The sequence below is a fragment of the Collinsella sp. TM05-37 genome (assembly GCF_003436455.1).
In the GTDB taxonomy this organism is placed as follows: Bacteria; Actinomycetota; Coriobacteriia; order Coriobacteriales; family Coriobacteriaceae; genus Collinsella.
Window position 1 is genome coordinate 32,245 of sequence record NZ_QSPN01000021.1, and the last position, 4,218, is coordinate 36,462.

General features: G+C 58.1%; 4 protein-coding genes and 1 tRNA gene. All 5 read right to left on the minus strand.

The genetic code is table 11. The annotated features are described in order from the left end of the window. Positions 1 to 194 precede the first annotated feature (194 nt). The 5 genes from DXD48_RS09175 to DXD48_RS09195 all read right to left on the minus strand — a co-directional run bounded on the left by DXD48_RS09175 (position 195) and on the right by DXD48_RS09195 (position 3,857). A tRNA-Arg gene (locus DXD48_RS09175) sits at positions 195 to 270 on the minus strand. A gap of 304 nt (positions 271 to 574) precedes the next feature. After that, positions 575 to 973, minus strand: a complete 399-nt coding sequence (locus DXD48_RS09180) for a DUF956 family protein (protein ID WP_117564941.1) — start codon at positions 971 to 973, stop codon at positions 575 to 577. Positions 974 to 1,093: 120 nt separating this feature from the next. Continuing rightward, positions 1,094 to 2,014 (minus strand): PTS system mannose/fructose/sorbose family transporter subunit IID, encoded by a 921-nt coding sequence (locus tag DXD48_RS09185; protein ID WP_117564942.1) that lies wholly within the window; start codon positions 2,012 to 2,014, stop codon positions 1,094 to 1,096. A gap of 16 nt (positions 2,015 to 2,030) precedes the next feature. Next, complete coding sequence (locus tag DXD48_RS09190; RefSeq protein WP_117564943.1) at positions 2,031 to 2,849, minus strand: PTS mannose/fructose/sorbose transporter subunit IIC; 819 nt, start codon at positions 2,847 to 2,849, stop codon at positions 2,031 to 2,033. A gap of 18 nt (positions 2,850 to 2,867) precedes the next feature. Beyond that, positions 2,868 to 3,857 (minus strand): PTS sugar transporter subunit IIB, encoded by a 990-nt coding sequence (locus DXD48_RS09195; protein ID WP_089573275.1) that lies wholly within the window; start codon positions 3,855 to 3,857, stop codon positions 2,868 to 2,870. Positions 3,858 to 4,218 lie beyond the last annotated feature (361 nt).

Here is a 4,218-nt window from a genome sequence, read left to right on the forward strand (position 1 = left end):
GGCTCGAACCATGCCCTTAGACCAGAAGAGCCCGGCACCGTAGCGGTACCGGGCTCGACAAATCTCTGGTGCCCCCGGGCGGATTCGAAAACTCCCCCCGCGGGGAAATTGGTGACGCGGGTGTCGACGGCTCGAACCATGCCCTTAGACCAGAAGAGCCCGGCACCGTAGCGGTACCGGGCTCGACAAATCTCTGGTGCCCCCGGGCGGATTCGAACCGTCGACACCCGCTTTAGGAGAGCGGTGCTCTATCCCCTGAGCTACGGAGGCATGTTGTACTAGTGTAGCAGATTTACACGTTGTGATGCAACGTGTAGCCACTCTTCGAAGTTGCGGTGGAACAGCCCTCCGGAAAGTGCGTCCCACTATCCAGGCAAATTCTGGGTCAGACTTTCCCCATGGGACCTCGCTGGGAAACTGTGTCCCAGAATTTCGACTCGAAACGGGACACGGTTTCCCAAACGGGCCCGTTCCGGAAACTACATCCCGCAATCGGCACTCGAACCGGGATGCACTTTCCCGATCGAGCCTCATGGGAAACCGCGTCCCACTTTAGGGGGGCGCTCTTTAATGGCTAGTTGCCTTTGTGGAAAAGGTTCTTGATGACGGAGGGGATGCTCTTGGCGCCCTTGGCCGTCACATCGATAAAGTCGGGCGAACGAACGAGCTTGTCCTCGTCAATGTACTTACGCACCGCGCGAAGCGTTTCCTTGTCATTGCGCGTCGAAAACGTAAAGTGGCCATTCTCTTTGGTAAAGATGGCAAAACGCGTAATCTTCTTGGTGCCGCGCAAAACCTCGGCGGCAATATAGTCGACCTCGTCCCACGGGATTTGGATATAATCCTCGGGATTGCGCTCGTTATAGTACTCAAACGCCTTATTGCCCACCATCACGTTACCGTGACTGGTAAGCCCCATCAGGCAGGTTGCCGGCGTTGCCAGATCGACCGTGCTGTTCTGAGATTGCGCCATACGTGCCTCGCCCTCCAAATAAAACAATCGGACCGCATCCAGTGTACCCACCGGGTGCGGTCCGTTTCAATGGCTCAAAAGCCCTTGCCTAGCAACTCTCGGTCTTAAGCCGAAGCGTGCTTACATGAAGCCGCAGACGCGACCGATGATGCCGACGGCGAAGAGAGCCAGGATGATGACGATCGGGCTGACCTTCTTCTTGAGGAGCTTGCAGACCAGAAGGGTCAGGCACACGGCGGCAAGGCCGGGGATGAGCTGATCGAGGTTGGCCTGAAGCGTGGTGACCTTCACCGGGTCGAGTGCGTTGGCACCGACAGAGCTGTACATCGTCAATGCCTGCTTGATGCCCTCAGAACCGGCGGGCAGGTTGGCCCAGTCGATATAGGCGCCAGCGGACTGCGTGACCTTGGAGACGACCGGGGTGAAGGAGATGGACACCCAGCGCTCGACCAGGGCGCCGATGATGAACATACCCAGGATGGAAGCACCCTCGGTGACCTTGCCCATCAGACCGCCGGAGAGGTCCTTGGCGATGGAGGAGCCGACCTTGTAGCCAAACTCCTGCGTGTACCACAGGAAGGCGTAACGGATGATGTTCCACGCGAAGAAGAACAGCAGCGGACCGGCGATGCTGCCGGACAGGGCCAGGGAAGCGCCCAGTGCACCCAGAATCGGGCGAAGGGTGAACCAGAAGGCGGGGTCGCCGACGCCGGCGAGCGGGCCCATCATACCGACCTTGACGCCCTGAATGGCGACGTCGTCAATCGGAGCACCGTTGGCGCGCTCCTCCTCGAGGGCGAGGGTAACGCCAATGACGGGGGCGGAAACATAGGGGTGGGTGTTATAGAACTCCAGGTGGCGCTTAAGAGCGGCAATCTGGTCATCCTTGCTGGTGTAGAGCTTCTTGATCGCAGGGATCATTGCGAAGCACCAGCCGCCGTTCTGCATACGCTCGTAGTTCCACGAGCCCTGAAGGAACTGATGACGGAAGCAAACCTTCTTACGGTCAGCCTTGGTGAGCTGAATCTTGTTCTCTGCCATATGTATCACTCCCCTCCTACTCGTAATCGTTCAGAATGTCGCCGAGCGGGTCACCGGAGCCACCGCCCATGCCGCCACCCTGCTTGGCCAGATCCTTAAGGCCAAGGTAGATGAGGGCAAGGGAGATGCCGATGAGGCCAAGGGCGATCAGCGTGAGCTGAGGGATGGCAGCAAGGACAAAGCCGAGGATGAAGAACGGCCAGGTCTCCTTGGTGGCCATCATGTTGATGACCATGGCGTAACCGACGGAAGCGACCATGCCGCCGCCGACAGCCATGCCGCCGGACAGCCAATCGGGCATAGCGTTAAGCGCGTTGGTAACGGCCTCGGCCGGGATGATGCACAGAAGTACTGCCGGGATGGCGATACGAACACCCTGCATGAGGATGCCGGCGTACTGCCAACGCTCGATGCCGGCGAAGTCGCCCTTCTCGGCGCAGGCGTCCATGGCGTGAACCATAGCGGTAGCCAGGGTACGGCAGATCATGGTCAGGAACAGACCAGCGACCGACAGCGGGACGGCGACGGCGATGGCGGCGGTAACGGCCTTGGCCGAATCGGTGGCGCCACCGTTGAGGGCGAGCACCATGATGATCGAAGAAGCGACCGAGGCCAGAGCGGCGTCAGGCGCGACGGCGGCGCCGACGTTAGCCCAGCCAAGGGCCATCATCTGGAGCGAACCGCCCAGGAGGATGCCCTCCTGAAGGTGACCGGTTACGAGACCGATAAGCGTGCATGCCACGAGCGGCTGATGGAACTGGAACTCATCCAGAATGCCTTCCATACCGGCAAGCAACGCGACAATCGCAACAAGCAGAATAGTGATTGCAGACATGTATCGGACCCTCCTTTACTATGCTTGAGCGGCCAGTTCGGCCTTAGCTTTCTTCAACATGGCGTCGAGATCCTCGGAGGAATCCGAAGGAACCTTGCGGACCTCGAACTTGACGCCCTTGGCCTTGAGAGCCTCGATGGTCTTGACATCGTCATCGCCCATAGCGACAGCGTTAGTGACGACGACCTTGCCCTTGGAGTGGGCCATGGAACCGATGTTGGCTTCCTTGATGTCGACGCCGGCCTCGATGGCCCTGAGCAGATCCTGCGGGTTCTCGAACAGCAGCATCGCCTTGGTGTCGCCAAAGCGCGTGTCCTTGACGACCTCGGCCATCTTCTTGATAGGCACGACGTTGGCGTGGACTCCCGGAGGGGCAGCCTGCTCGATCATGGTCTTGCGGAGCTCGTCGTGAGCAACGCCGTCGGAGACCACGATGATGCGGTTGGGGTTGATCTGCTTGGTCCACGTGGTGGCCACCTGACCATGCAGCAGGCGCGTGTCGATACGGACGTGGGCGATCTTGATGTGCCCGTCGCCGATCACCGTTCCCGGAGGAATGGCACCCGCAGGAGCAGCGGCGGCCGCAGCCGGCTTCTTCTCCTCGGGCTCCAGAGACTCGGGCTTGACGCGCACGCCGGCCTTAGCCTCAGTCACGAGATGTTTTGCGATCGCATGTGCAGTGTTCTTTGCGTCAAAGCGCTGCGAATATGCCTCGATGAGCATAGGCAGGTTGACACCGGTGACGATAGCCCAGGAATCGTGGCCCTCGATGAGCCCGCTGATCTGGTTGAACGGCGTGCCGCCCCACAGATCAACGAGGAAGAGCACCTGCTCCTGGTCCTCGAAGGAAGCGATTGCCTCCTCGACCTTGGCACGGAAGTCGTCGGGGCCCATGCTCGGCTCGAGCGAGACCACGGCAACAGACGGCTGATCGCCAAAGACCATCGAGCCCGTCTGCTTGATTCCAGCCGCCAAGTCACCATGGCTAGCAAGAACAATACTTACCATCACATAACCTCCTTTTTGTCTACGTAATTCCTACACGACAGTTATGGAGTATAGCTGCAAATACAGCAGAATTGTTTGAAAAACTGCAAAAGGTAGCATTTTTTGTTTAAACGTCTTGTTTTGTTACAAGCTGATTACATTCCAGTATTTTGGCTGATTTGCTGCTGAGGATTGATAGCTGATCTATTTACATGACCGAATTGAGCACGCTGTTCATTATTGCCGGTTTTAAACAGACACAAATGTGCTCGGGTTGAGGCTATTTCGTTTAAACAGATGGTGCTTGACTAATGGTAAGGAATATGCTCTAGGAAAGTAGTCGTTGGGTGTTCCTATAGTTTTGTCAACCTTCGACGCTACT

Bases quoted from the DNA above. Each gene is read 5' to 3' on its own strand.
- DXD48_RS09180 (WP_117564941.1), bottom strand. From the start codon at position 973: ATGGCGCAATCTCAGAACAGCACGGTCGATCTGGCAACGCCGGCAACC.
- DXD48_RS09185 (WP_117564942.1), bottom strand. From the start codon at position 2,014: ATGGCAGAGAACAAGATTCAGCTCACCAAGGCTGACCGTAAGAAGGTT.
- DXD48_RS09190 (WP_117564943.1), bottom strand. From the start codon at position 2,849: ATGTCTGCAATCACTATTCTGCTTGTTGCGATTGTCGCGTTGCTTGCC.
- DXD48_RS09195 (WP_089573275.1), bottom strand. From the start codon at position 3,857: ATGGTAAGTATTGTTCTTGCTAGCCATGGTGACTTGGCGGCTGGAATC.